The sequence below is a fragment of the Streptomyces apocyni genome (genome assembly GCF_009739465.1).
Taxonomy (GTDB): Bacteria; Actinomycetota; Actinomycetes; order Streptomycetales; family Streptomycetaceae; genus Streptomyces; species Streptomyces apocyni.
Genome location: NZ_WHOM01000064.1, coordinates 54,919 through 79,836, shown reverse-complemented (window position 1 = coordinate 79,836; position 24,918 = coordinate 54,919). Strand labels below are relative to the sequence as shown.

Here is a 24,918-nt window from a genome sequence, read left to right as displayed (position 1 = left end):
ACGCGGCCCTTAGTTTTGCGATTGATTTTCCTGACGGAAAATCGGTGTTGTTTGCTGAGGGGTTGGAATTTGGCCGCTGGCGCGGCCCTGTTGGAATTTCCTGAGTGGGAGTTATGTTCGTTGCGTGGGTGTCGGGTTGATGCGCCTGACGGCGCACCTGTTTCTTTTCCTACTCTAGCTGTTTTGTATTTTCGGTGTTCAATTTGCGCGCCTGGCGGCGCCTGTGTATTCCTTGTTCTTGGTTCGATTCTCCTAATTGATGGCACGTGAAGTGGCTTGGTTTTGGGCGAAGTTGGGTGGTGAGCGCCTGGCGGCGCCAGGTGTGCTTAAGGTTTCTTTTGGGTGCTGGTGGCCGGGGCTAAGCTCAAGTCCGCTTTGAGAGAGGTTGTGTGACGTACAGTCTGGTAACTTTGGGTGTCCCTCTTGGTTCCTTCGAGGCGCCGGTTATCACTGTCTGGGCAGCGCTTGGCGGCCGGGCATAACTGAATGACCGGCTTTCGTGCTCGTATCTGCGCTCTGCTCGCGCCACTGAGCTGGAGGTGCCTTTGGGTGCCTCGGCTCTGGGGCGGATGTGTCCTCAGTGCGCCGCGTGCGGCTCGCTGCTCGTGCGGGCACTGGACTGGGCGTCCCCGCCCCGGCCCGCTCGCCGGGCTCGTGCCCGCGGTGGGCAGTCAGCTCACCCTCCAGCGCCGACTTCAGCCGCTTGGTCAACTGCCGCAGCAACCCGCCCTCCCCGACCAGGCTCACCCCACCAACCCGGGCCTGCGCCACCAACTCGTCCAGCAGGGCACCGTCCACAGCACCCGTGGCATCCACGACGGCCTCACCGGCCTCGATGCCACTCTCAACGTCAGTACGGCGGCCCGTCCTAGCCAAGCCCTCCCTCCCCTTCGACCTGTCGGCGGAGCGGACCGGGCCTGGCTGGGTCGAGGCCCTCCGTGGCGGGCCGTTCACTACTCACGGGTTGGCCCGCCGTCGGGGTGTCAGCCGAAGGCATGGAGGATGGTGTCGATGATCGCGCGGATTCCGTCCCAGTCCTCGTCACCGTTGCTGTTGCCGGTTAGGGCTGCCTCCGCCTTCTGACGGAAGCGCTTCTGCGCGGCCTTCTTGTCAGCGTCGGACAATGCCCCCTGGCGGCGCCCCAGTTTGGCGACCAGGCCGCCCCACTGCACAGGCATCAGCGTGCCGTCGTCGCCGGTCAGCACGTCCCGGCCGAAGTACAGTTCCAGGGATCCGGCCGCCCCGTTGACGTTGGTTGACGTGAGACGGCCGGTGTCCGAGTCCCGGGCAGGGTAGGCGGCCAGAAAATCCAGCGGCGGGTAGTGCAGCACGCGGCAGGACTGCGGGTGCTCGCGGGCTTTGAGTTTGTCGAGCCCGTCGTGAGCGGCGGTGTCGTTGTCGGCGATGGCGACGAAGCGGTTCGCGACGCCGGCCACGATGAAGGCATTCACGGTCTTGCCCAGTGCACTGACGTTGCGTTCTGCCGGGGCGAGGTTGAAGTCCATGAAGTTGACGAAGCCGACCAGGTGCGGGTGGGTGACCCGCATTCCCAGCTTCAGGAGGCTGGCATCGGTGCTCCCCTCGGTGAGTACGAGCAGAGGCGCGTTTTGGGCGACCTCCGCCAGTTGGTCGAGCCGGGCCCGGCTCGCGACCGGCTGGTGCGGCCCGAGGGCGGTGCAGTCGCAGTCGAGCTCCGTCAGGTCCAGGCCAGCCAGCGCGTGCCTGGGGCTGGTTTCCAGCAGCAGGCTCAGCAGGCTGCGGGTGTCCATGTGCCCGCGTAGCGCCTCGATGAGCGCGTTCAGACTCTCCCAGCGCTGAAAGAGCTCCAAGTCGCCGCTGTCGAGTTCTAGGTCGGCGCTGTTGGTAGCCAGGAGGGCGCGCAGCTCGTCGAGGAAGCCGTCACGGGCCGGGATGGGGCTCGGGAGACCGTCAGCCCGCGGCTGGTCGGTAAGGGAGCCGAGCCCCGCAGCAAGGTCGGTGCGTGCACGGTCGGGGGTGATCCCCAGGGCGTGGAGGCGTTCAAGGAGGACACGGGCGGTCGTGAGGTAGCCGCAGCGGATGGGTGGCGCTGGCCCGTCATCAGCAGCATCCTGGCAGGGCTGGCGCTCTGACTCTGCGAAGAGCGCCGCGACTTCGAGTTCGTAGCTGTAGCCCACGGGCAGGAAATGGTGTCCGCCCACCTTGAACCAGGAGTAGTCCGCCATACAGGCATTCTCGCGGCTGCTCAAAGAGCAGGCAGAGCGTTTGCGGTCGATCGGCGGCCTCCATGTCGACGCGGACATCCCACTCTCCGTCCGCGGCAGCCTCCAGCCCGTCGACGATCTCCTCGCGCTGCACCAAGACCGCGGCGATGCCCTCGCGGCAGACGAAATGGGGCTCGCAAGGTGACAAAACGCGCCTCACTTGAGGAGCACTAGATAACCCGGCTGCACGCCGTCAATCGTTGTGATGGCTGTGCCGGAGGTGACCCAGATGCTGGTCGGCTGTTGTCCTGTCGGGATCTGGAAGACCCCATGCACCGGTCCCCGGCTGCCCGGGCTAAGCCCGAAGGTCGGTCCAACCTGTCCTTTACTGCTGAAGTACTGCGCGTAGTCAGAGGCGTAGGCGGAGCCCTCCTGCGACTGCGTGTAACGGGTGTCGCCGACGTTCAGACTCACCGTGCTGTCGGCGTTCCAGACCGCCTCGCTCTTGCCGACGTTGAGTGCCTCCATGGCCACGACGCAGAACTGTTTACCGGCCTCGGGTGTGGGAGTGGGGGTGGGTGAGCCAACCGACTCGGCTGCGTAGGCCATGACGGCGCTGTCCAGCGGCTTGCCGCAGATCACGCTGCGTACAGTGAACTGCCAACGGTCCGGATCGTTGGCAGTGTCGCTGGCTAGGACCGTCACGGTGAACGGCTCGCCTGTCCGTACTGTGCCGAGCACCTCCGCCCCCGGCGGCGCTCCGTCCGTGGAAGACTGGTCGGAGTTGTCAGAGCAGGCGGCTATGACCACGAGCAATACAGCCGCGGCGACGCTGCGGGACACCTTGAGACGCGCATCCATACCCTCATGCTCACGCCGCTGCCACCAGAGCGCACACCCACAGCTGAACAATCGGAGTCTGCCGCTCTTCACTCCCCGCCGGTTCCTAGTCCGGGAACCAGCACGGACCACCCAGAACGACGACGCTGACGTATGAAAGTTCACAGGGAAGCCTCACACCCCACCACGGGAGCTCCACGCGGCGCGATCCGCATCTCAGCGAATTCCGTCGGATTCCCAAAACTTTCCCTGGATTCCCCGACAGCGTCGACGGGTCTGTTGCTCCGTCTCACTGAAGGTTGACCGTTCTCACTGAACTTTGAGCGGCGAGCGCGCCGCGCTCGCCGCTGGAGGTCACACGCGACCCAAAAGTGTGGTTGTGGTCGGGTAGCCGGGACACACCAACGTGGCCCTGCTACCCGACCACACCTAGCCGACGATGAGGTTGACCGGGCTAGTGCGGAGAGCCGGGAATCGTTCCGTACGCGGCACCAAGAGCGGAGAAGACCATGGCGCTCGCACTGCCCATCACGCCGAAGAACGGACCGTAGACCGGTGACAAGTCCGCGTCGCCGGACGCTACCGCGGTGACCGGCGCGGCTGAGGCCACGGGAGCGATGATGCCGACAAGCACGCTCGCCCCGAGGAGCGCAACAGCGATACGACGCATAAGACTTCCTTCCAGGTGGTGGAATGCATGCACCCCTGACGCTAGATCGCGAACAGCCACGCGTACGGCCTTTCCCTTGCTGTTCATTCGATCCGGCGAACGGCGACCACGACTCCGCGCCCGGAACTGCTCAAGGTCGGTTCAGAACGGTCAGCCTTCGGTGAGACGAAACATCTGTCCTCATGGATAACACGCGGGCCCAGGCCGAGCGGTTCGGTGCCCGGATGGTCGACGACGACATCGTCTCCGTCGACCTCAGCGGCGACATCAAGCTGCTGACCGACTCCGAGGGCACAGTCCCGGTGATCGTGGCGACCGGATCCGGCTACCGCAAGCTCAGCCTCCCCCAGGAGGACGATCTGTCGGGGCGCGGGGTGTCCTGGTACGCGACCTGCGACAGGTTCTTCTTCCGTGACCGGGACATCGTCGTGGTCGGCGGCGGCCACACCGCCATGGAGGAAGCCACCGTCCTCACCCGCTTCGCCCGCGACGACAAAATCTCCTTCGCCTTCGACAGCGAGATCGCCGAGATCAAGGACAAGGACGGCATGCCCACCAGCGTCGTCTTGCGCGACGTCTTCACCGGCGCCACCCGGGACCTCGACGTCACCGGGCTGTTCATCACCATCGGCCACGACCCGCGCGCCGAACTCTTCAAAGGCCAAGATCGCCTTCAACGCCGAGGACTGTATCCAGGCCGACACCCCCTCCACGCGCACCAGCCTGCCCGGAGTCTTCGCCGCTGGCGACGTCGCCGACAACACCTACCGGCAGGCCATCACCGCCGCCTGGCACCGGTGCGGCCGCCGCCCTGGACGCCGAGCGGTACCTCGCCGCTCGCAGTAACCGTCACACCGGCGAGCACAAGGCCGCCCTCGCCGTCTGAATCCCGGCTGCCCGTACGGGGTACGAGGGGCCTCACCGGCCTCGGCTCGAGATCAGGAGCCGAGGCGGCGCGATGCTCTCGTTCGGCCGGGATCGTCACGGCGTTCGCAGGGAAAGCCGTGGCCCACCTGTTCCGCCTCGACGCCCCCGCCGGGCGGGCGATCGTCTTCACCGGGGCGACCCAACTCCCTCGTCGTCCTGCCGCTCGCCTTGGCGCTGCCCGACTCCCCGACCACACAGCAGGAGCGTTGACGAACTTCGCGGTGGCCGTGCGCATGGCAGGTGACGCGCCAGGCACGGTGACACTCGGCGAACAGGCAATGAGATCCGCCGTGACAGCCCTCGGACCCCGTCACCCCTGGACACTCGGCATCGCGTCAACCTCGCCTCGGACTTGAGCCACCATGGCCGACATGAGGCAGCCCTGTCGCTGGCGAAAGACACGGCGCGAGATACGGCGGCGGCACTGGGGCCCCGCCACCCACAGACACTGCTGGCGCACGTGGCCGTCGCCGCGGAGCTCGATTCGACAGGGGCCAGGCAAGGAAGCGGATGCGCTACAGGCCCGCACCCTGGCGGACCTCACACAGACCCTGGGAGAGCAGCACCGCCTCACCGCAGCCACCCACGCCCACAGCCGTCCCGTCTGGACCTCGACCCGCTACCGGCCTGATACGCGGATCACGACAACCGCGGCGCCGCGTCCACCGCTCGGACCCCAATGGCCCATACATCGCTGCCTTCCAACCGTGCCTAGGGAGACATGCCCCTCGCCGCTGGCGCCGTCGGCAGACGCGTTCGTAGAGGGCTGTTCGGGGACTGCCGGGACAGACACAGCGCAGTGGCCCAGTCCGGGTGCCGGGGCCTGCGATGTGTCTTCTCCTTGGCCGGTGAGCTGCGCGCCGGAGTCCAGAGGGCTTCTGCTGCCGGGGGTGGCGGGGCGCTTCTGGTGGAGGCCGCCCATATTTGTTTTTACCGCAGGTTTTGTCTGAGGTGCTGAGGATGAGTACCCGCGGGTGGCGGTGTGGCTGTTTATCCGTTCGCATACCTTACATCAGCTGCTTGAGGCCCCTTCTGCCCCTGCGAGATATGGAATTTTACGCGCTGCCCTTCTTCGAGGGTTTGGTATCCGTCCATTTGGATCGCGCTGTGGTGTACGAAGACGTCGACGGGTGGGTCGCCGTCGACGGCGATAAAGCCGTACCCCTTTTCCGCGTTGAACCACTTGACTGTCCCGGTCGTGGGACGACTTTCCTGCCTGCTGGTATTTTCAGAACCTTCATCCGGCGCCGGTGCGCCGGAGCCGGCGGGTTGTGCGGGCGGATTGTTTGTCCGGGCGGTGCGGCGGACGCGGTTCTCAATCGCAGTCAGCAGGACATCATCGGTCGTGCCCAGCACATGGTCGAGTGCCTCGTCCGTGTGCTGGCCGGTGTCCTTGTGCAGGCTTTCCGTTCCGGGCGCCGCGCCGTGCTCGGCGCCGCCGTCCGGGCTGGCGGGGGTGATCCGTGTGCGGACTGCCGCCAGAAGGGCTGCGTCCATCTCGCCGAGGAGCAGGCCGAGTTCATCATCAGGAGTGCGCCAGACGCCGCTCACTGCGGCCTCCTTCGGTCGGTGATGCCGAGCTGCTGCTTGAGCGTGCGGCGGGCCCGCGAGAGATTCTGCAGGACCGCGGCCTTCTCCAGGCCCATCGCCTCGGCGATCTCCCCGGTGGAGAACCCGTCGAGGTGCCAGGCCATTACGCTGCACTGCTTGAAGGACAGTTGGACTAGGGCCTGCAGAACCCGGCGCTGCTGCTCACTCAGTTCTGCCGCTTCCAAGGGGGTGCGCCAGTCCACACTCGTCGCCGCCAGACGGTCCGTCAGGTCTTGTTCGGGCTGCTCCGGCACCATCTGCCGCAAAAAGGCCCGCAGGGCGACCGTGCGCAGCCAGGCCCGTGGGCGCTGCACCGGCCGCCGCGAGCACATCAGTTCGACGAACGCGCTCTGCACCGCATCCTCGGCCTCTTGGAAGTCCGCCCCGTGGCGCAGCAGGAACCGGATGAGGTAGGGCCGGTCCTCCTGATAGGAGGAGCCGGCATCGGCTGCCCATACGGACTGCTGACGTGCGCCGGGCGCGGCTGCGGTGTCATCCGCCATGCGGTCCACAGACTTCTCCCCTCGCCACTGCCCCCTGGCGCACGGCCAGTTGACGCCCTGTCTGGTCCCGTTCCTGCAAGGTACCGCCCTGACCCAGCGCGTTGATCCGGGCTGTGCGGCCTTCCTCTTCGATACGGGCTTTGCCCAGGAGTGCCCGGGTGGTGATCCGGGCCATGAGCACCCGGGTGGCGCACCCGGCCGCGCACCCGGTCGGGTGCGCCACCGCGCTGACAACTGTGCCGTCCACGAGGCTGTGTTCCTCTTCCTCCGGCAAGGATCAGGTGCCCTTGCTCCGGTAGAAGGTGGCGCTGGAGCCCTGCTTTTCTGACATCCGGGGCCCGGCTGGTTGCCGCTGGCGGTCGCCCCCGCCCCGTCCGTGATCTGCCTGCCGCCTCGAGCATGCGGTGCGCGGGGCACCTCTCCGCGCAGGCAGGCGTGGTGTCGAAAACGACAGAAAATCTTCATTCAATCCAAGGGAGAAAGAGTAGCCAGGACTTCTTCACGGCGTTCTTCTTGATGCTTTTTAATGTGGCGTCTATTACTTCTACAGGTATGACCCTGTGCAGGAGTTGTGGCGCGGTAGGCGAAGAGGTACGGGACGAGAGCCGCGGCAGAAGCCATCAGCAGTGCCCGCACACAGCAGTGCCGACGGCGGGCGTGCGACGCCCAGGGCCAGCAGGTTCCGACCGCGGCACCGGACTTGCGAAGTACGAACATTGGGTTCGTGCCCCGGGGTTAGCCGATCCCCAGGAAGTCCTCGTGCGGTGTATCGAGGGTCCAGTACGCGTACCGCGCGCCTAGGAACTCGAGGAGGGCCGGGAAGTTTGGTGTCTGACGGTGGTGCTCCAGCCCCAGGCTCTGCAGCGTGGACAGCGTGCTGGTGGCCAGTGCCTGCTTGAGAGCAGCTGCTGTGAAGGCGTCATCGGGGGGCGCGGGGTCGTCCGCCGCTTCTGGCCTTCTGAGCGCTGCTGCCCTGCGGGTGACGTCCTGTCGGCTAGTCGCGGGAGCAGCGGTCATCTCAAGGGAGAGCCTGTGGTTGATCGCGATGTTGGTCACGGCGGTCAGGATGTGCCAATCGCGCCAGCCATCGGCTCGCAGGGCCAGGGCTGTCGCCCGAAACGATGGTGTGGCTGTCAGCCGTTTCATGGTGTGGCGGACGATTGGCAGGGCTTCATAGCGGCGGCGCACGGCGTCGGTGGCGCTGGCCTCGTCGTACCTGGGACCGGGTGTGTGCGGCAGGCTCAGTGTCTGGTGGGCTGCTGCGCGGAACGGGACAGCTCCCCCGAGCCGGGAGGGTTCGAGATGGAAGAGCTGGCGGTAGTGGTCGTCTGGCAGAAGGTCTGCGAGCTCGTCATAGGGCCTGCCGGTGATCAGCTTGTGGCTGAGTCCTTGCTCGAATGCCGTCCGCACCTTCTGGGTGAACTGCTCCTGGGGCAGGAGCGACTCGGTCATGAGGATCGTCGTGAGCGGCACGGCCAGGTCGGCAAGGTACACCGGGTCGTGTGCGTCCGTCTCGTTGTGCCAGGGCTCGAGGTGTATCTGCCACCGGCTGGTGTTGTTGTCCGGGAGCTGTTGAGGTTGTTGTGCATGGGTGCCGAGGCGCACGTCGATGTGGATATGTGCCGGCTGCAGCAGCGGGTCGAGGGGGACCAGTTCTGCGATCAGGATTTGCGCTGCGGCGATGAAGCGTTCACAGGCCAGTACGGCGTGCCGCGTGTTCTCGCACTCCACTTGCCATGTCGTTCCCGCAGCGGCCCAGTGGTAGGTGCGCTGCGGTCCAGCGTCGGCGAAAGGCTGTCCGCAGCCGCTGCGGACAGCCATCTGTGTCCATTCGGCTTCGCTGCGCGCCGCCTCATTGGCACCTTCCAGCAGAGGCTGGATCAGGGCGTCGAGCCCGGTCCGCGCGTACACGTCCGTCAGGGTGGGGACAAGTGGGGACAAGATGGGGACGAACTTGGTGGGCAGCGAGCATGGCCATGCCGCTGTCGACCACAAGATTACGGAAGTCGGGATGCTCCTCCTGGTTCCAGGGGTCATCGACGTAGAGGCTCTGAGCTGCGATGGCGTGCTCGGACAACGCGGCTGAGCTCAACGAGCTGCCGGCCTGGTAGTCACAGTCGGCGGCTTGCAGCAGGCCCTGGGCGATGTACGGGGCCAGTTCCGGGTCTTGAGAACTTTCTGCCGCGGCGCAGACGGCCAGAGCGCACTGCTTGGCGGCCAGCGGCAGGTGGAGCAGGCCGTAGAGCTTGCCTGCCATGAGCAGCGCTTGAAGCGCCCAGGGCAGTGTGTCACCGAACCATGTGCTGGCCTTCATGGTGTGGATTTCACCGAGTGCTTCGACGGGGCGTTCGACCCCCAGGAACTGCAGGACCCGGTTGCGGCTCTTGCGGGCGCGCGCGGCGCCGCCCTCGGCGCCCTCGACGGCCTCGTCGAGGGCCTGGCGCACCTGGGGGTAGGCAGGGTGTGCGGCCAGCAGGGGGGCAACCATGTCGAAAACATTGGCGATGGACGACACGGGAAAGGTCCGGGCCGCGGGCAGCAGGTCGCAGAGCCGCTGCAGGTGCTGCATGGCATCGGGCAGATCGGCCACGGTGAACTGACGCAGATCAAGATGGCCGATGTCCTCGCGTGTCAGATAGTGCGCTGGTGGCTCCGCCCGGTCCTCGGCTGGATCCGGCCGGTAGTCGACGGGCATGTCGGCCAGCCGGATCCGCAGGGCCAGATGCGCGGCCAGGGCGTGCAGGCCGGCCCGGCGGTTGGCCGCGGGATCCTCGTTCAGGAGGCTGCCGATGCGCTCGTTGAGCAGGGAGGTCCAGCGGCCTTGCTCTTCTGCCGTGATGGCGGTCGCGTGTCTGCCCCAGGCCCCGTGGAGATAGTTCAGCAGTAACCTGGGCGTCTTGCAGCAGTCCCATGTCGCTGCTGTTGAGTACTTGGTCGAAGAAGTCGCGCACCAGCTGGTCCGCGGGAGTGAGGTCGCCCAAGCCGCGCAGGTGGGCTACGGCGATCTCATAATGCAGTCTCGGTCGGACACGGTCAGGTTCGGCGGCCTGAAGCATGCGGCGGGCCCAGTGCAGCCAGTCCGCGAGATCGGCGCGAGCCTCGGCGTGGAAGGTGGCGTGCCGCAGTGCGCGCCGGAGCTGAGCGAACTCCCCCAGCTGGCCGGTGAACTCCTCCTGCTCGCGCCAGCGGCTGCGGGCCTTCAGGTACCACTCGGGGTGGGCATCTGCGCTGTCGGGTGGACGGGCAAACTCGCTGGGGACCTGTAGATACGTCTCAGCGAGATGGAACAGGTCCGGCTCCGCGAGCTCGTGGGCCAGCCAGAGGCTGTCGAAGATATCCAGAGCCACCTGGAAGCCGTTGCGCGCTTCGTTCTGCAGGTCGTGGCGTGTCTTGACCGGCACCGGTGCCACGGTGAAGTAGGCGATCCGATGCGCCGTCGTGCCGGTGGAACAGATGGCGGCGATGTCCTTGCGGATCTTGCCAGCGATGCCGCGGCGCTGGACCGTGCACGCGAGCACGATCGTCTCGTCCGAGGCCAGCCTCGCGAACGCGGACGCTTCGGGCACCTCACGGGTCAGGTGGGTGAAGTAGCTTTCCGCGTCGCGCCCTTGGTCTCCGCCCGCGCTCACCGGCCCGGTGGACGGAAGGAGATTGCTCGCGATCCGCCGCCTGGCAACGGCCAGGGACAGCGTCTCGAAGTCGTGGTGGGCGTTGCGCTCCCCCAGGCTCTCCAGACCGAACCGGATGAACTGCTGCAGTTGCGGCACGGTCGCCACAAGACTGTCCTCCTTGCTGGACTGCACTGGTGAGGCGCAGGGCTCGACCACCGTGCTCCCGGCCCGCCCGCGCACGGCCCCGGGCTGGCGGAACACAGGCGCCGTACCGTGCTCTGGCACCGTGTGAGCCGGGAAAGCGCCGCAGCACGGCCACGGCGTCCACTGCCGACCCAGCGCAACACGGTCAGCGAACGTTTTCGATAATCTTCGCGAGGCGGGCGACGGAGCGTCCATCGTGGCCGCGCGCGACCATGTACCCCAACACGATGTCCCCGTCGATGCCGTCCTGCCCCAGCAGGCCGCCCAAGATGAACGTACTGCGGTCGGCGCCGAAGCCCCTCGTCCACCCGTTGTTGCCGTAGTCGTGGATGCGCTCAAGTTCACGGCGCTGCTCGGGACTTCGGGTATCGACGGTCACTGCTCCTGTGGTCAAGTCCACGGCCTGAACCTCCATCGCCCAGCCGATCAGTGGCTCGGCGCGGCTTTCCACCACCGCCAATGCCCTGTTGCGGGCGTAGGAGGCCGCGAGATGCATATCGCCGTAGTCCGGGACGTAGGCCAGGACAGGTCGCTGACTGGTGTGCGGGACGCGCCCGCGACTCGTTGTAGCGTCGTAGGTGTCAGCGAAGTGCCCAATCACGTCCGGGCCCGAGCGCCATTGCTGCTGCGTCGGCGTCACCAGCAGCGGCCGCCCAGGACACGGGCCTGCTCCAGCAGCCAGGCCACCGCCACATCCGCGGCCTCGCCCCAGCTCCGCTCGGGGTCATCATCAGGCACCCATGCTGCGGTGTAGGTCACCATCGTCATGCACCGACCGTAGCGGCAGACACTGACAGTCGCCTTCCGCGCACTTGGTGTCCAAGCTCCGCTTCGGCTCGCACGGGGCGACCAGCGCTGCAGCAGCCCGCCCGGCAAGCCGTACCGCAGGCTTCTCCGACGTGTCGAGTTCCTCTGCACGCTCGTCCCACAGACGAAACACTCCAGGATCACCGCCAGTCGCTGCACGTACGGCCAACACAGCAGACAAAAGACCCGCTTCGCTCGCACCACAACACACTCCGCGACAGCCACCGGTACATAGGCGCTCTTGTCCTAGCTCCCACCGGCGTAGCTGTATCAGTGCAGGTGGGGATCGCGCAGCAGTTCTTCGGTGATGGTGTCGAGTGCGGGTTGCATGTGGGTGTGTTCGCGGCCGTAGCCGATGAGTTCTCGTGTGCGGTCCAGGAATTGTCTGAGGTCGGCTTGCCGGGCCTGCAGTAGCGCTTCGCCTTCAGGAACTCTCAGGCAGATGTACACACAGGGTTCTGCGTGTTCACTTGTTCTGTTCTCTGTCGTCCCTACCCAGACGTCTCCGGATCCTGAGGAGCCGTTCATTCCTTCGACGAGGAGATCACGGGCAAAGGTCCATTCACTCTGTTCTCCTGACGGGTTTTCGAAGACTGCGTGCACTGCGTACGGGTCGTCGCTGCGGTAGGTGAAGGTGGTGGGAATGGTGATCGGTTGCTCGGGGGTGACGAGGATCAGGTCGGTGGTTGCTCGCACGGTTGTCGCGCCCTGGGTTGTCACCGTGTGGCATGACAATGTCGTGTCTGGCAGAGGGCTGGGGGCTGTGCTGTCGGCTGCGGCAGGGAGTGCGAGTTTCGGTGTGGTCGGTAGTGATGCTGCTGCCTGCTCCTGTGATGTTTTGCCCAGCGCAGCCCACGGGAGCTCCAGCGCCATCCAAGGAGGCTGGGGGGTGTGGGTGACCACGATGAGTTCGCGAGCAGGTGTGTGCCATGGGTTCGCAGGCCAGGGATGCATGCTGGCAAGTAGCTTCATCCGTTCTTCCTGCCCGTGGGGTGACCAGCATGGGTTGGTGTCTTGTCCTGGGCTGGCTGTCGCGGGGGGTGTTGCTTGTCGTGGTGTCGGCGCAGCAAAGAGGTCGTTCCGCCATAGCTGTGCGGCCAGGCAGTTGTGTTGTTCCATGCTGCTTACCAGTGCGTGGATCCCGTGCACCAGCTGGTCCCAGGCGCGGTCGCGCATCGCGGGGGTGTTTCTGGGCGCGGCCTGCAGTCGCACGAGAAAGTAGTGGCTTGTCGTGCTTCTGACAGGCCAGTAGTCAGGAATGTTTCTTCCTGTGTTGTTGTCCTCGTGGGACAACATGAAGACAGCAACGTGCTGGCGCTGCCTGATGCCTCTGGTGTCGAGGTCGGTTCGCAGCCACCAGGGATGGTGCTCGTCTGCCCAGAGTGAGGTGAGCTTGCAGAAGACGTCGTTCGCCCTTGAGACGCGGTGTCTGGCTAGTTCGACGCGGTCGTGTGGGCGGTGGCTGGAGGCGGTGGGGAAGACGCCTGGCAGCCAGGATTTGAGGTCGGCTGCCGGCACTGTCTGCTCGGCCAAAGCCGCGGCAGGCCTCGTGGTGCTGTCCCGCAGGTCGTCCCATGCGTAAAGGGGAAGTGGTTCGCGTCGGTGCGGCCAGCCGCCTTGGGTATCGATGGGAACACTCACTCCCAGAGCCCGGCCGTTCAAGAGAAGTGCGGCGGACAGGCCACAGGCGGAGAGCGGTTCCGGGCGCATGAGGGCCAGTGTGACGTTCAACCCGATGCCGAATTGACCAAGGGAGCTTCGCCTATGCACACTCCTCGAACGAAGCATCAAATAGAGCCGTGTGGGCGATCCGATTTCAGTCGGTGCTTTGATGGAAGAGTCTGTTGTTTCCCAACGGCGGGCAGTGTATGCGTGCGCTGCCGTCAGGGCTTTCCAGTGATCTGGAATAGGTTCGTATGCGTTGTCCCGGAGTTCGCTGAGGATTCGCTCATAGAAAGTGGGTGTAGGAGCGATGCGGAGAAAGTGTGAGAGAGATTTGTAGTGTGACCCGTTGCGGTATCGAGGTTCGCGGACCGGACCTGCTGGCGCACTGAGGCGTGGCGGCGAGAGCCATGCAGGCTCGGTGACAAGGCCGGTGTCCTTCGCGGCTGGCTGCGGCGTTGCGGGGCAGCTGGCGGCATCCGGCGCCGGGGCACTGTGGGCGGCGAGGCGGGAGGCCAGTAGCTCACGGACAGCCGTGGGCGTATGTCTGCGTACCACTTGCGCCCGCGGGGCTCCCAGGCTGGAGGCGTCCAGCAGGGCGTCGAAGTCGTCGAGGCTGTCCTCAACGTGGTTGCGATCCATGGCTCCACCCATCTTGGTGGTCATCGCGCTCCCCCTTCGCTGTGCTGCGCGCGGGCCTTGGCACGTACGCGGGTGAGGCGGCCTTCCAGGGCCTTCACCGTCAGCCCCGTGAGCTCGGCGGCTGCCTCCTGTGTGCAGCCCGCTCCGCGCCAGGCCACCGCGGCGCGCAGCTGCGGGTCGGTCAGGAGAGGCAGGATGCGATCGATCTCGTCGTGGATGACGGCGGTGTGGCAGGGGTCCGCGGCGCGCTGGTCGGGGATGGCGACCACGGGGTCGTCGTCAAGTCCGGTGTAGCTCCGCCTGGTCTGTGCGGCCGTGCACTCCAGACTCCAGGCCTCGTAGACCTTGCGGAAGGCGATGACGCAGGCGCCGACGTAGAAGGTCGTGAGTGCGGCGCCTTTGGCGGGGTTCCATCTGCCGCGCACCAGGGCGTTGCTGCGGAAGGTGTCCAGGCCGTCCAGGATGGAGTCGGCCACCACCTCGTAGCGGTCGTCCTTCGTCCAGTGCGGGATGACCAGGCGGGCGGGGACGGGGCACCGAGCGAGGCGGGCCTGGCGGAAGATCTCGCCGGTGTAGGTCCAGTCGAGCATGACCGGCCAGGCATACTCCATCAGCCGACTGGCGAACTTCTCGTACAAGGGGCCGGTGAAGTCCTGGGCGCACAGCATCTCCACGACCTGGGCATCCTTGGCACGGCGAGCGGCACGCTCGTGTTCGCTCTCATCCGGCACGCCCGGCGCCAGGAGCGCTTCGAACCGGGCGAGTCCGGCTTCCGGCAAGAACGGCTCTGCGCTGCCGTCGCTGGGTGAGTCGGAATGCTCGGGAGTACCCGCTGCCTCGTCAGACATGTGTACTCCTTTGTGCTGCGGCCGGCTCGTTGGTTGCCTGGGATTGCCTCACACCTCTACGTGATAGGGCCGTCGCGCGGATCTCCCCTCGCCTCATCCGCTGCTTCTTCTTATGACATGGATCACGCGAGGGCATCACGGGCCTCACCGACTACAGCATCAGCGACCGGACCGGCGGCAACTCGCTGCCGGTCGCTCTTCGTTCGACCGGAGCTGATTGTGGGCCACAACGACGACCGCGATCCCCTGCTCGGCCAGCGCGCCGCGCTTATCCTCCTGCTCGGCGTCCTGGCCGCGGCCAGTGCCGGCGTGCTGACCGTCCTCAACGGCGGGACCCTCGCTGGCGCCGCTCTCGCCGGGGGCGCGGCCTTCACCGCCGCGGTGTACTTCTTCCACAAGATCATCGGCTGAATGGTCGTCCCACCCCTGGGCCCGGCCGCTGTCGGCCGGTCACGGTGCCTCGTCGGCGTCACCGGCCGGCCGCAGGTCGGCGTAGAGGCGGCAGCGCACGCCCGGCTCGCCCGGGCACACGCCACAGGCGGCCGGGCCGGTTGGTGGCCCACAGCTCATCCAACTGGTCGAGGGCCAAGCGGGCGGTGTCTTCGTCAGCAGCGGCGAACTCCAGCACCAGCAGGCCGGGCTTGCTCAGGTGGATCTCATCAACGGCATCCATGGGTACTACGACGCACCACTGGGATGGAGGGTTCGCCCCAGTCCGGGAGTTCACCCCCCGGGGGGCGCTGGGGCTTCGCCAAGACTGTGCTTGTGGTCAGACACAGGCCCGTTGCCGCCGGTCCTTGCCTTGGTCGTCCTTCTGAGCATGTGGTGTGTAGAGCGGCGGAAGATTCTCCGAGGTGAGTAATTGTCAAAAGCTGTGGATCAGTAGCTCTTCACGTTGCCTTGTGGTGCAGGTGGATGAGCCCTTGGATGGAGCCCAGGCGGGCTCGCAGGGCGAGGTCCGGGGTTGAGGTGCTGGTGAGCAACAGCACCTGGGTCGCCGGGTGTTCCGGAGCATAGAAGTCGTCTTCACCGTCGTCGCCAGGGATCGAGTTGGGCTGGATCTCAGTCCGCCCGTTGGGGGTGCTGGCGAGGTGGTAGACACCTCGGTAGTCGCTGTCGCGCGCGGTGAAGACCAGTCCGAGGCGGTCGCTGACGAGCCGGACCAGCTCGTCGGCGGTGTGGGTGCTGGTGCCGTAGGTGTGGTGGTCGGTCATGGTGCACCAGACCCTATGCCGCGACGGTGGCGGGACGCTCGACCAATTGCCCGCGTTCGAAGCGCACCCCGGCACGGACGAGCGCGACAAGGTGGGGTGCGGTCACGGCCCGCCACCGTTGCTGGGCGGACTCGACGAGTTTGAAAACCATGGCCAGGGCTGCGGTGCGGGAGCCGACGCCGCGGGTGACCTTGATGCGCAGGCGGACTGTGGCGAAGGTCGACTCAATGGTTCGTGGTCCGCAGTTGGAACTAGTGCTCGGCAGGAGAATCGAAGAACGCCAGCAGTTCCTCCTGATCGTCGGTGATCTTTTTGACCGCCTTGGGGGACTTCGCGCCGTAGAGCTCCTCGAACGTTTTGATCGCCTGTGCGGCGTACTCGCGGTCCTCGGCGTTGCAAATGTCCTGGATGGCCTTCTTCGCGCCGGGCTGCCAGGCCCGCGTCCTTCGCCGAGCGGGAGATGGCCCGGCCGCAGCCGTCGGGCGACAGCCGCGCGGTGTCGAGGTTGCCCCACTGGTCGACGGGCAGGCCCGCGAGGGGCTGAGGCTCGGCTTGGCCGTGCGCGGGCCGTGCGTCACCACGGTAGCGACCGGTACTGACAGCGGTCCCGTGAACGCGCCAACGATCTGCGAACTGGGGCCTTGGCGGGCGGGACATACCCCGCGAGGTTTCATGCACTTCGTCCGTGACGGCATGGGGAGATAGGTGTGCAGAGCCGTTCCGGAACTCCGGTCGACGCGTCTGCCCTCCCCGGAACGCCCGGGCAGCGACTCATCGGAAGGATTCGTGCACATGAACAGCAACCCGTTCGCACCGGGTGGCGAGGGCCACCGCCTGGTCGTCCTGCTCCTGGTGGCCGTCACCGGCGTCGTGGCGGCGCAGAATCAGGCGTGGGCGAGCGCCCTGGGAACGGCGGCTGCCGTCTACGCCGTCATGTCCACCGGAAACCCGGACCGTAGGAGCTGACCATGCCCCGTACGAAGCCGTCCCGTCTCGAACTCGCGCTGATCGCCGAGGTGGACAAGTACGGGTACCGCGTGACCGCGACGCAGCTGGAGCGGTGGCGTCAGCAGCTGTGGCTACCGAGAACCAAGGAATGGCGCGACCCCGATGGTTCCGTCCGTTCCGAGGTCGTGCACCTCACCATCGGTCTGGTCCGCGCGTCGGGGCAGGGCCGAAGCGTCAGCTGGGCGGGATGGGTCTGCTGGGCGCTCGCCGACACCCCGGACACCGCCGAGCGCCTGCGGAAGGCGCTGCTCACCTCTTTGCGCAGGCCCGTGGAACGGGCCGGGCTCGACGTGGAGCAGGTGCCCAGCGGGGACTCCGACTCCGCGTTCGAGGCGCGGGAGGCACTCGCGGCGCAGCTGCTCAACAACCGCCGTTCCCCGCGCCGGGACCTGGATGGAACGCTGCGCGAGCACGCGGCCAAGGCCGGTGTCGAGCTGCCTCCGACCCGTTCGGTGCCGAACCTCTTCCACCGGGCCCTCACGGAACCGGGGGCGCGCATGATGGTCGGTGGGGCGGCAGATGTGGGCTTCGAGGGCCTGATGGAGTCGTGGGAGGCCACCTGGCCGGAGGGCAAGGAGACGATCAAGCGTATGCGGACCGCCCATCGCGAGGCCGAACTCGCGGGCGTCGACCTGATGGCCCAGTCCCCCATGGCCGACGGCCTCCGCGGGCTGATGCGGGAGATCGAGCAGGCAGACGACCGGCTGCTGTGCGCGGCGGTCCGCGCCTGCACGAAGGCATCCGGCACGCTCGCGGTGCTGTGGACTCGGGCCGTGCAGCAGCCGGAGCTCGTCCATCACCTGATGTCCGACGTGATGTGGGACCAGTGGGTCCGGGTGGGTGGCCTCGCGCCGAACGGAGCGGCCGGGGAAGTCGCGATCGCCATCAGCACCGTGCAGTACCTGGTGATCCCCGGGTGGGCCGACGACCTGCACCGCTTCCAGGCCGTCATGGAGACCCTGATTGCCCCGTCCGGGGAGCGCGCTTCGGCGAGGTGCTGAAGCGGGCTGCGGAGGCCGCAGCACTGGAGAAGCTCCGTGCGGCCCTGCGCACCGCGTACACCCCGGGCAAACGGGGCGCGAGCTGTCCCGGCGGGCCGCCCCGGCAATGTCCCGGCCGCTGTGCTGCGCGCGCTCGGCGAGGGAGGTGCTCTGCCCGGCGCGTGACGTTCCTGGGGCCGGTCCCGAGAGGCGGCGGCCGTCGGCCTGGGCGTGGCGCCGCGGGCGGGCTCTTCTCCGCGACGAAGACGTCCCGACGGGCAGCCCTGGAGTCATCATCTACATCGACAAGTACAAACAGGTGCCGGTCGCGGACGGCAGGCCCCCGGGAAGACTCTCGCCCATTCACCTGCAGAAATACGGGATGCGGGCTTCTGAATTACCCGGACGGGGAGCTCCCGGCGCATATCCGGACCCGCCAATTGGGGGATCTAGTCCACCCTCACTGGTAGCCTTTATGAGGAGGTCGCCGCACGAGGCGGTGGCCCTTTCGCGGATTCCGCGGAAAGGATGGAAGGCATGGCCGATGAAGCTGCCCCGGGTGGGGCAGAAGCATCGGCAAGGGACCGGCGCGCGAGCAGTCTGCGCCGCGTGGTCCGGGTCGCGCGTCCCGTGTTTTGGGTGGTCAGGACAGTGTACGTGCTGTTCCTGATCCTCTGGGACTGACCCGGATGAGGAGTGTCCGCCCTGGCCGGGGTGGACACCCCTAGTCCCTTGCCGTAGTGGCCCCACGTTCTCTTAGCAGGATGGCGTGGGGTCCACTGTTGTGTGGACTGCCCCGATGAGGATGACATCTCCATCGTTGCCTGACCAGACTAGCATTACCTATCGGTGATTCCAGAGGTCTCACCAAATACATCGCCTCGATGTACTTCTTCTTTGGTTCGCTAGATTTACCATCACCTCGCATTTCACATGAGGTGATGCCTTCTGGAAGTACATTGCTGATTCTTCTTCGAGCACACAACTGTGTACCGCCGCTTCCAAAACTTCACGTTCGTGCTGTGGCAGAGGTTTCGCGATGATTGATGGTCTCGCTGTGCCCGTAGATGATGTGTCGTCTCTGCTCGGCGAGCCAGTCGTGGAACTCGCCCCACAGCTCCCAGTCCCGGGCGTACCCGGACGTGGTCTTGTCCGGCCGGGACGCGTGCAGGTCCTCAGCCTTCGTGTCCAGCGCAGCGAGCACGTCGGCCACCGGGTCGGGCACGGCGACCGCGCCGGGGCCGGGAGCGTCACCCTCGTCGACCACCTCCACCACCTCCCAGCCGGGGCGGGCGCAATCGGCCTGGTGGGCGAGCCGACTCCAGCCCAGATACGCGTCCATGCTGCTCACTGCGGGCCCGCCGTGGCCGGGGCGAGGGGCCGTCGGCGGACGCCGCCGCGCGGCCCGAACTCCAGCACCGCGTACGGCGCGGGCTCAGGCTGCGGGTCGGCGCCGGGCTCGCCCGTCACCGCGTACAGGAACACCGCCGACTCGGGGCCCGCGTAGAACTGGGCGTCGGCGCGCACGGTGCCGTCGACGCCCCGGCGGTCGACGGCGTCTCCCTCTCCCTGCGCCAGGGCGAACTGATCGCGCTGGTCGGCGAGAACGGCAGCGGCAAGACCACCCTGTCCGCTCTGCTCACCGGACTGCGCGTCGCGGACGCCGGTGGCACGGTCACCTGGGACGGCACCGACCTCGCCGAGGCCGACCCGCACAGCGTGTGGTCCCGGGTCGGCCTGGTCCCGCAGGACTACACGCGCTGGCCTATGGACTTGCGCGCCAACATCCACCTCGGCCAGCCCCGCACCGCCGACGACGCCCTGCTCCTGGACGCCGCGAAGGCGGCCGGCGCGGACAGCGTCATCGCGAAGGTGCCATACGGCCTCGACACCCTCGTGGCCAGCTCCAACTGGGGCGGCACCGACCTCTCCGGCGGCCAGTGACAGCGCATCGCGGTCGCCAGAGCGTTCTACCGCGACGCCGCCATGCTGATGCTCGACGAGCCGACCAGCGCGATGGACCCACGCGCCGAACACCTCGTCATCAACGCCCGCATCGCCGACCGCATCATCGTCCTCGACGGCGGCCGCGTGCGAGAGGAAGGCGACTTCCAGACGCTGATGGATCTTGGCGGGCTCTTCGCTGAGCTGTACAAACTCGCCCAAGACGGTGAGAAATCCGGCTAGGGTGATCGAACCGTCGGCCCCGCGCTGCCCTCCGCCCGTGGGGCAGTGCCACCGAGCCTCGACCGTGCGGCACACAGCGTGAACGTGGCACCGTGTGCCACACGGAAGCTGCCCACGGTCGGTCTATTCGGTAGGAGCTGGCGGGTCACCGTCAGCTGGTTCGGCCCCATCCGCGGGTGGATCGGTGGCGGGCAACGGTGTGCCGTCAGTCCCGTCGGGGCTGGGGTGTGACCGGTCGTCCAGGACGATGGTCACGGGTTCCCCGTCTGAGGTCAACGCGGCCAGCTGGTGGTGGATGCGGTGGTAGAGGGTGGTGGCGAGCTCCCAGTCACCGTCACCTTCACCAGCGGTGTGCCTGATGTCGTACAGGCTGATCAGGACGGCGATCAGCGAGCGGCCCGAGACGGTAGTGCTGACGCGTTCGTCACCGTGATCGGTGATCTTCGCAGGGACACGGAAGTGGGGGTGGCGCCCGGCGTGGGCGGCGACGAACTCCCACATGTCACGGTGGCAGACCAGCACAGCTGAGGAGACACGCGCGGCCTGCTGCAGCAGCGTGCTGTGGTCCTTGGTGACATCGGGTGCGCCAGCACCCTGCTGCGCTGCGGCCTGCCGGGCCTGCCACTCTTCGAAGCTGGTCGCCAGCGTCGACAGCTCGCCACGGATCTCGGTGAGCTCCTGGCGCTGTTCGCCGCGGGCCGTGGCCTGCGCGGACTGAGCATCACTCAGGCCGGCGAGGAAAGTGTGCAGGGCAGCGACCTCGTCAGCCAGTGCGGCGTGAACAGCCTGCCGGATCTGCTCCTCGAGACCGGGTCCCTCATCTTCGTTCTCCGTGCCGACTGGCAGGGCAGGCGCGGCGGGGAGCGCCTCAGAACGTGCAGGATCAGCGTCTGCCGCCGACGGCGTGAGGGAGTCGGCCGCCGCAGCGGCCAAAGGCTGACTGACGGGCGCCGCCTCGCCGGATTCGGAGTTGGGGAGCGCGGCGGCGGCCTCGTACGACGTCGCACGGGAAGCCGATTCGGCTTCCCCAGGCAGTAGGGCCTGGGGCTCGGCCTCCACCACGGGCCGGTCGTCGACTGCAGCTTTGACCTTCTGGACTTCCTGCCGCAGGAGTGTGACCGCAACGCGGACTTCCTCGCTGAGTTCGTCCCGGTTGGTTGCCAGCCGGTTCTTCGCATCCCGCAGGTCACTGCGCATCCGGGAGAGCTCGTTGACCACGGCCTCTGTGGTGTCACGCTGGGCTGTCCGGCCGCTGGCCTCGAGCGTGTCGATCCCCTTGTTCAGCGCGTCCTGCAGGTTGGTGCCCGTCTGTATGAGCGTGGTGTGGAGCATCGTCAGCGTGTTGGACAGATCCTGGCCTCGTGCCACGTACATTCCCCTGCCTGTTGCGTTCAGTGACTGAGTGAACCCGGAACGTTTCGCGCCTTGAGGGTCTGCCCGGCTGCACAGCACTTCAGAGGTCTGATCCAGCCATATCCGTTCACTGCGACCCGGATGATCGAGGCGAGGGGTGCGGCCGCTCAGGCCAGCACGTCGAGGCGGCGTCGGGGCGGTAGTCCCCTCATCCGTCGACACCCTCGCGAATCGCCTGGTCCCCGGTCACGGGGTGGATGCGGTGGCCCGCTGCTGTGCAGCCGCCGATGTACACCGTGATGGGGCGCGCCGGCGTCGACGTCGTACTCCAGCGCCCAGTCCGGCTGGGCCGGTCGGTACAGCGCGTGACGCTGCCGCACGGGCACGGGTGCAGATCACAAACGCTCTGGTGGTACGACCGGGACTGACAGGGTGGTCAGAAAAGTGAATCATCGCTCGGGGATGCGATGTCGATGGTGGCCGACTGCCGTGCTGTAGCGGTGCTGGCTGCTCCCAACAGGGGAAGGGCGAGCCGGACGTTCGGCGTCGGCCACACCTCGACAATGCCGTTGCTGTCCGCTTTCTTGAGCAGTGCCTCCAGGCTGGAAGGCGGTATGACGAAGCGCTCCTGTTTGCCTTCGACCGGTGGACCGAAGTTGAGGCGGAACGAACGCGAAGCTGAGGAGCTTCTCGGCTGTACATGGGGTCGCCGGAGCCCCGGGTGGAGTGCGGCGTAGAGCCCAGCAAACCGTCGGACATGGTCCCAGCCAGCATGCGTCAGCTGGACCGCTGCCACTCCGCGGAACTCGCGGCGCCGAACCAGCGATGGCGGAAGCAGTGGAACAGTGCGTGGGGCTAGGAGGACTGCGAGCACCCAGGGACCGTCAGCAGCGTGAGCCTCTGCCTCGTAGAGGTCGACGAGTACCTGCCAGGCGTCCGATGGCTGGGCGCTGCGGTGGAACCGCTCTAGGTGGTCCGGGATCAGGGCAAGTTCTCGGTGGAAGAGATCGGCCCACGACTCAACCGCGGCTTGCGCGCGCTGCTGGCGCACGCGGTCGGGGTCGTACTGGGCGATGACTTCTTCGCGCCTCATCCGCACGATCTTGTGTCGGAGCTCCTCCAGGACATGGCTAAGTACCCGCCTTATGCGCTGCGGAGGACGTCCGTACAGAACGGCCAGTTCGACGATCTCAGGGTCTGAAGCGTTCGGGCCTTGCCATGTGCCGGGTGGATAGACGTAGCGCTCAGCCAGCATCCAGATGAGGTCGACCGTTCTGCGCTGCCGGGACCGCACAGTGGGGATGTTGCTGATCGCCCGGTCCAGCGCTCCGTGAGAGATGCCGAGTGCGGAGGCTACGTCGTCGAGGAACCGTGGGCGTCGAACGGGAACGATGCCTTGGGCCTCGAAACGTCGGTATGACTTGGGTGAGATCGAGAGCGCTTTGACGATGTCTTGGGCTCGTAAGCCGCTGGCACGCCGGATGCCGGCGACATCCCAGGACGCGCGCCCCTCGTGACGCATCAGTTCCTGAGGCGCCACGCGAAGGGCTTTGGCAAGCGCACGGATGCGCCGAGGGTCCGGCGTGTGATGACCGTTCTCGTAGGCGAGGATCTGCGCCTTGGTGGCTCCGACCAGGGCGCCAAGAGCTTCGGCAGTCAGCGGCAACGGGGTGCCGTCCACGTCAGTGTGGTTGGTGCGCAGTGCCAACAGCGCCCCCGGATCGAAGTGCGCCAGTCCGCGAGCCATACAACCCCCTTAAGCTCGACTGCCCCCTTGGGATCAATTAAGGGGTACCTATACTGGACAGTCAGACAGGTGTCTCCGGTGGACATCACGGCCTGACCTGTGCATCATCGTCACACAGTGGCCAAACCGCTGGATGCGCTACGGAAAATACGCGAGCGTGAGGGCCGATGCGAGCAAGCTTGGCCCGCAAGGCCAACGGCGCTGTCTCACAAAGAAGAGTGGCCCCGTACCCCCATGTTGCTTGGTCGTGACTGGGGGCACGAGGCTGGCGATGGGAGCTACGGCTCCGCACGGCTCCCTGTTACAGCAGGGAGCCGCCGTCGTTTACATCTCCTGTAGCAGGCGACGTAGAAGCTCAGCGAGCCCCTGCAGCGTCAGCCAGCCGAGGATCCGCTTCACGGCCCGGCGGTTCCGGTTCTCCCCACCCTCGGGCGGGGTGGCTTCCATACACACACCTCCCTTCTTCGGAGCGATCGGCTCCGATCGGAGACGCCGATCGAGACCACTCGAATGGAGGTGCTGACGAAGCACTTTACCCGCTCGTGAGTGCCGGTCGGGCGGCCCCTTGCGCTCCGTCTAGTCAACTGCGGGTCCTGGCACGGAAGCTGACGTCAGGGCAGGAACCGGAGGCACTTCCTCCGATTTCTTTCTACTGCTGAGTAGCAGTCAATTTCAATGTTCATATGGTCGGTTGCGCTTACAACTGGAGAAACGTATCCCCCCTCCTCAGGGGGACCTCGGCCCCTGCGTCCAACAAGCGGACGCGAGGGGGGATCTGTCTATACGGGCCCTTGTGGACTAGACCGCCACGCGTCATGCACTTGCCAGGGTTCACTGGTGTCAGGCTTCAGAGTCAGCTGGATCCCATGTGGTGGACATCACGGAGCGTGGTGTGACCTGCCCCATACGCCGAATCGGCTCCCCGAACCATCGCGCAGTATGGCGGCGGGGCAGCGGAAACGGCTCAGTGAGCTTCTTCAGCGTTGCCGCTCCAGGGTGAGGACGGCTTTGGCGATTGACGTCATGCGGTTTGGACTGCATCGGGATCTGCGGAAGATCCGCCAGGACTTGAGGCGGGCGACGCCGCGTTCGACCGGTGCCCGTGCCGCGGCCAAAGCCTGGTTGACGGTCTTCTCGGTGGGGGTGAGTTCCTGTAGGGGCCTGCGTTTGGTGCCCGTGGTCAGCCAGGGGCCGCCGCCCTGGTAGGCGACCAGGTCAACCAGTTCGTCCACACGAACTACACCCCACATGCCCTGAACCCCGCTACCGTGCCGTCGTGATCAGTTCTGTGCTGCCCCTCCTCTTTCTCGATATCGATGGACCACTCATTCCCTTCGGTACGACACGGCAACAGCTCCCCGACGGGTACCCGACCTATGAGAACGGGCGCAGGCCTGAAGAGACTGGCACCAATCCGCTCATCCCCAGGATCAACCCCGCCCACGGGGCCCGGCTGATGGCGCTGCCGTGCACTTCGGTGTGGGCCACGATGTGGATGTCCGACGCAAACGAATGCATCGCCCCGCGGCTCGGCTTGCCAGAGTTGCCAGTGGTGAACTGGCCGGACCCCTCCAACAAGGAGACGCCGGCCACGCCCGCAGGCGTGGCCTCACTGCCCAGCGGCCACGGCTCGTCCACCGGCCACAGCATCGGCCCACCCACGGAACTGGCCGACACATCGGACCTTCCCGGCCGCGGGTACAGCCGGGTCGTCGTGCCCCGGTCGGCGGGCCAGCTCAGGGAAGAGCGCCTCGACATCGAGCGGGCGCGGCGGCGTGGTCCTCGTCATGAAGGCGACCTTAAACACTCGACGGGTCCGGTGAGCAGCGCCCCTGGCCGCTTTCTCCCCAAGGCCGAAGCAGCGACCCGCAGGCATCCTGGACTCGGTCCCTCAAGCACCGATGCTGTCCAAACTCCGGGTTCTGGCTCACGTTCCGGATGC

The 24,918-nt window shown here is 66.6% G+C and carries 22 protein-coding genes and 6 pseudogenes; 7 read left to right on the top strand and 21 right to left on the bottom strand.

The genetic code is table 11. The features are described 5' to 3' along the window. Window positions 1–983: 983 nt before the first annotated feature. The 3 genes from GCN81_RS18980 to GCN81_RS18970 all read right to left on the bottom strand — a co-directional run bounded on the left by GCN81_RS18980 (window position 984) and on the right by GCN81_RS18970 (window position 3,693). The gene (locus GCN81_RS18980) at window positions 984–2,204 is read right to left on the bottom strand and encodes a hypothetical protein (protein ID WP_156725801.1); all 1,221 of its coding nucleotides are present in this window, start codon (window positions 2,202–2,204) and stop codon (window positions 984–986) included. A 195-nt stretch (window positions 2,205–2,399) separates the two neighbouring features. Further along, the gene (locus GCN81_RS18975) at window positions 2,400–3,044 is read right to left on the bottom strand and encodes a hypothetical protein (protein ID WP_156725800.1); all 645 of its coding nucleotides are present in this window, start codon (window positions 3,042–3,044) and stop codon (window positions 2,400–2,402) included. 433 nt (window positions 3,045–3,477) lie between these two features. After that, window positions 3,478–3,693, bottom strand: coding sequence for a hypothetical protein (locus GCN81_RS18970; protein WP_156725799.1), 216 nt, complete (start codon window positions 3,691–3,693; stop codon window positions 3,478–3,480). 179 nt (window positions 3,694–3,872) lie between these two features. Between GCN81_RS18970 and GCN81_RS18965 the strand changes: the two are divergent. Continuing rightward, window positions 3,873–4,579 (top strand): annotated as a pseudogene (locus GCN81_RS18965) (NAD(P)/FAD-dependent oxidoreductase); the annotation flags it as partial. A gap of 1,031 nt (window positions 4,580–5,610) precedes the next feature. On the opposite strand, the pseudogene GCN81_RS32485 reads toward GCN81_RS18965, so the two are convergent. The 10 genes and pseudogenes from GCN81_RS32485 to GCN81_RS18925 all read right to left on the bottom strand — a co-directional run. Continuing rightward, window positions 5,611–5,814: pseudogene (locus GCN81_RS32485) on the bottom strand (cold-shock protein); the annotation flags it as partial. 353 nt (window positions 5,815–6,167) lie between these two features. Beyond that, window positions 6,168–6,713, bottom strand: coding sequence for an RNA polymerase sigma factor (locus tag GCN81_RS31940; protein WP_197287700.1), 546 nt, complete (start codon window positions 6,711–6,713; stop codon window positions 6,168–6,170). After that, window positions 6,703–6,960 (bottom strand): hypothetical protein, encoded by a 258-nt coding sequence (locus GCN81_RS31935; protein ID WP_197287699.1) that lies wholly within the window; start codon window positions 6,958–6,960, stop codon window positions 6,703–6,705. Before GCN81_RS31935 ends, GCN81_RS31940 begins: the two co-directional genes overlap by 11 nt. A gap of 488 nt (window positions 6,961–7,448) precedes the next feature. Beyond that, window positions 7,449–8,624 carry a hypothetical protein gene (locus GCN81_RS18950; RefSeq protein WP_156725797.1) on the bottom strand — a complete coding sequence of 392 codons (1,176 nt, stop codon included), beginning with the start codon at window positions 8,622–8,624 and terminating at the stop codon, window positions 7,449–7,451. Next, window positions 8,566–9,408: a hypothetical protein gene (locus tag GCN81_RS18945; protein WP_156725796.1), complete on the bottom strand. Its 843-nt coding sequence runs from the start codon at window positions 9,406–9,408 to the stop codon at window positions 8,566–8,568. Before GCN81_RS18945 ends, GCN81_RS18950 begins: the two co-directional genes overlap by 59 nt. Continuing rightward, complete coding sequence (locus GCN81_RS18940; protein ID WP_156725795.1) at window positions 9,320–10,489, bottom strand: hypothetical protein; 1,170 nt, start codon at window positions 10,487–10,489, stop codon at window positions 9,320–9,322. Before GCN81_RS18940 ends, GCN81_RS18945 begins: the two co-directional genes overlap by 89 nt. A gap of 184 nt (window positions 10,490–10,673) precedes the next feature. Further along, window positions 10,674–11,168, bottom strand: coding sequence for a hypothetical protein (locus GCN81_RS18935; protein WP_156725794.1), 495 nt, complete (start codon window positions 11,166–11,168; stop codon window positions 10,674–10,676). Continuing rightward, on the bottom strand, window positions 11,165–11,296 hold the full coding sequence (locus GCN81_RS32760) for a hypothetical protein (protein ID WP_267904595.1): 132 nt from the start codon (window positions 11,294–11,296) through the stop codon (window positions 11,165–11,167). Before GCN81_RS32760 ends, GCN81_RS18935 begins: the two co-directional genes overlap by 4 nt. 309 nt (window positions 11,297–11,605) lie before the next feature. Further along, a complete protein-coding gene (locus GCN81_RS18930; RefSeq protein WP_156725793.1) occupies window positions 11,606–13,663 on the bottom strand; it encodes an SsgA family sporulation/cell division regulator in 2,058 nt (685 codons plus the stop codon). Continuing rightward, window positions 13,660–14,487 (bottom strand): sigma-70 RNA polymerase sigma factor region 4 domain-containing protein, encoded by an 828-nt coding sequence (locus GCN81_RS18925; RefSeq protein ID WP_156725792.1) that lies wholly within the window; start codon window positions 14,485–14,487, stop codon window positions 13,660–13,662. The genes GCN81_RS18930 and GCN81_RS18925 overlap by 4 nt, the downstream gene beginning before the upstream one ends. Before the next feature lie 219 nt (window positions 14,488–14,706). Here GCN81_RS18925 and GCN81_RS18920 point away from each other — a divergent pair, with 219 nt between their 5' ends. After that, entirely contained in the window at window positions 14,707–14,898 is a 192-nt protein-coding gene (locus GCN81_RS18920) for a hypothetical protein (protein WP_231626837.1), read from the top strand. Window positions 14,899–14,956: 58 nt separating this feature from the next. On the opposite strand, the gene GCN81_RS18915 is transcribed toward GCN81_RS18920, so the two are convergent. From GCN81_RS18915 to GCN81_RS32480, 3 genes and pseudogenes are all read right to left on the bottom strand, one after another. Continuing rightward, window positions 14,957–15,160 (bottom strand): DUF6207 family protein, encoded by a 204-nt coding sequence (locus tag GCN81_RS18915; protein WP_231626836.1) that lies wholly within the window; start codon window positions 15,158–15,160, stop codon window positions 14,957–14,959. Window positions 15,161–15,377: 217 nt separating this feature from the next. After that, window positions 15,378–15,701: a hypothetical protein gene (locus GCN81_RS18910; protein WP_156725791.1), complete on the bottom strand. Its 324-nt coding sequence runs from the start codon at window positions 15,699–15,701 to the stop codon at window positions 15,378–15,380. 13 nt (window positions 15,702–15,714) lie between these two features. Then, a pseudogene (locus GCN81_RS32480) lies at window positions 15,715–16,129 on the bottom strand (transposase); the annotation flags it as partial. Between the two features lie 364 nt (window positions 16,130–16,493). Between GCN81_RS32480 and GCN81_RS18900 the strand changes: the two are divergent. Continuing rightward, a complete protein-coding gene (locus GCN81_RS18900) occupies window positions 16,494–16,667 on the top strand; it encodes a hypothetical protein (RefSeq protein ID WP_156725790.1) in 174 nt (57 codons plus the stop codon). 2 nt (window positions 16,668–16,669) lie between these two features. Next, entirely contained in the window at window positions 16,670–17,710 is a 1,041-nt protein-coding gene (locus GCN81_RS18895; protein ID WP_156725789.1) for a hypothetical protein, read from the top strand. Between the two features lie 988 nt (window positions 17,711–18,698). Here the strand turns inward: GCN81_RS18895 and GCN81_RS18890 are convergent. Further along, a complete protein-coding gene (locus GCN81_RS18890; protein ID WP_231626835.1) occupies window positions 18,699–19,040 on the bottom strand; it encodes a hypothetical protein in 342 nt (113 codons plus the stop codon). On the opposite strand from GCN81_RS18890, the gene GCN81_RS32885 reads away from it, so the two are divergent. Together GCN81_RS32885 and GCN81_RS32470 are read left to right on the top strand one after the other, a co-directional pair. Further along, a complete protein-coding gene (locus tag GCN81_RS32885; RefSeq protein WP_325065115.1) occupies window positions 19,040–19,633 on the top strand; it encodes an ATP-binding cassette domain-containing protein in 594 nt (197 codons plus the stop codon). The genes GCN81_RS18890 and GCN81_RS32885 overlap by 1 nt on opposite strands. Before the next feature lie 42 nt (window positions 19,634–19,675). Beyond that, on the top strand, window positions 19,676–19,876 hold the full coding sequence (locus GCN81_RS32470) for a hypothetical protein (protein WP_231626834.1): 201 nt from the start codon (window positions 19,676–19,678) through the stop codon (window positions 19,874–19,876). 123 nt (window positions 19,877–19,999) lie between these two features. Here the strand turns inward: GCN81_RS32470 and GCN81_RS18880 are convergent, their stop codons facing one another. The 3 genes and pseudogenes from GCN81_RS18880 to GCN81_RS18870 all read right to left on the bottom strand — a co-directional run. Then, entirely contained in the window at window positions 20,000–21,244 is a 1,245-nt protein-coding gene (locus GCN81_RS18880) for a hypothetical protein (RefSeq protein ID WP_156725787.1), read from the bottom strand. 421 nt (window positions 21,245–21,665) lie between these two features. Continuing rightward, window positions 21,666–22,976: a helix-turn-helix domain-containing protein gene (locus tag GCN81_RS18875; RefSeq protein ID WP_156725786.1), complete on the bottom strand. Its 1,311-nt coding sequence runs from the start codon at window positions 22,974–22,976 to the stop codon at window positions 21,666–21,668. A gap of 977 nt (window positions 22,977–23,953) precedes the next feature. Continuing rightward, window positions 23,954–24,199 (bottom strand): annotated as a pseudogene (locus tag GCN81_RS18870) (transposase family protein); the annotation flags it as partial. A 53-nt stretch (window positions 24,200–24,252) separates the two neighbouring features. On the opposite strand from GCN81_RS18870, the pseudogene GCN81_RS32465 reads away from it, so the two are divergent. Continuing rightward, window positions 24,253–24,567 (top strand): annotated as a pseudogene (locus tag GCN81_RS32465) (hypothetical protein); the annotation flags it as partial. A 17-nt stretch (window positions 24,568–24,584) separates the two neighbouring features. On the opposite strand, the pseudogene GCN81_RS31925 reads toward GCN81_RS32465, so the two are convergent. After that, window positions 24,585–24,765: pseudogene (locus GCN81_RS31925) on the bottom strand (hypothetical protein); the annotation flags it as partial. Between the last annotated feature and the right edge of the window lie 153 nt (window positions 24,766–24,918).